The 1204-nt window shown below is 65.4% G+C and carries 1 protein-coding gene; it reads right to left on the bottom strand.

The annotated features are described in order from the left end of the window. Positions 1-1204: phosphopyruvate hydratase (gene eno, locus BI327_RS40730; protein WP_076867242.1), on the bottom strand; the 1204-nt coding region annotated here is incomplete at both ends.

The following is a 1204-nucleotide window of genomic DNA, read 5'->3' as shown; positions in this document are numbered from 1 at the left end:
CTGCTCGATGCGCAGCAGCTGGTTGTACTTGGCGGTACGGTCGGAGCGCGCCAGCGAGCCGGTCTTGATCTGCCCGCAATTGGTGGCGACCGCGAGGTCGGCGATCGTGGAGTCCTCGGTCTCGCCGGAGCGATGTGACATGACAGCGGTGTAGCCGGCCTTGTAGGCCATCTCGATCGCCGCGAGCGTCTCGGTCAGCGTGCCGATCTGGTTGACCTTGACCAGGATCGAATTGGCGCGGCCGTGCTTGATGCCGTCGGCAAGCCGGGTGACGTTGGTGACGAACAAATCGTCGCCGACCAGCTGGCACTTGTTGCCGATCGCATCCGTCAGCTCCTTCCAGCCGTCCATGTCGTCCTCCGACATGCCGTCCTCGATGGTGACGATCGGATAGCGGCCGACCAGATCGGCGAGATACTTCACCTGCTCCGAGCGCGAGCGGGTCTTGTTCTCGCCGCCATAGACGTAGGCGCCTTCCTTGAAGAATTCGGTGGAGGCGCAGTCGAGGCCGAGCACGACGTCGTCGCCCGCCTTGTAGCCGGCCTTGCCGATCGCGTTCATGACGAACTCGAGCGCGGCGTCGGCCGACGGCAGGTTCGGCGCGAAGCCGCCCTCGTCGCCGACATTGGTGTTGTGGCCGGCCTTCTTCAGCTCACCGCGCAGCGTGTGGAAGATTTCCGAACCGCAGCGCAGCGCCTCGGCGAATGAATTGGCGCCGACCGGCAGGATCATGAATTCCTGGAAGTCGATCGGGTTGTCGGCATGCACGCCGCCATTGATGATGTTCATCATCGGCACCGGCAGCGTCCGCGCCGAGGTGCCGCCGACATAGCGATACAGCGGCATGTCGAAGGATTCCGCGGCGGCCTTGGCGCAGGCCAGCGAGACGCCGAGGATGGCGTTGGCGCCAAGCCGGCTCTTGTTCGGCGTGCCGTCGAGCTCGATCATGATCTGGTCGATCGCGACCTGCTCCTCGACGGCCTGGTCGCTGAGCGCCTCGAAGATCTCGCCGTTGATGGCGGCAACCGCCTTCTCGACGCCCTTGCCGAGATAGCGCGACTTGTCGCCATCCCGCAGTTCCACCGCCTCATGCGCGCCGGTGGAAGCCCCCGACGGCACCGCCGCGCGACCGATTGACCCATCCTCCAGCACCACATCGACCTCGACCGTGGGGTTGCCGCGGCTATCCAGGATTTCGCGGCCG

The sequence above is a fragment of the Bradyrhizobium mercantei genome, from assembly GCF_001982635.1.
GTDB classification, from domain to species: Bacteria; Pseudomonadota; Alphaproteobacteria; order Rhizobiales; family Xanthobacteraceae; genus Bradyrhizobium; species Bradyrhizobium mercantei.
Note: the sequence above shows the minus strand (reverse complement) of the source record. Positions and strands in the feature narration are given on the sequence as shown.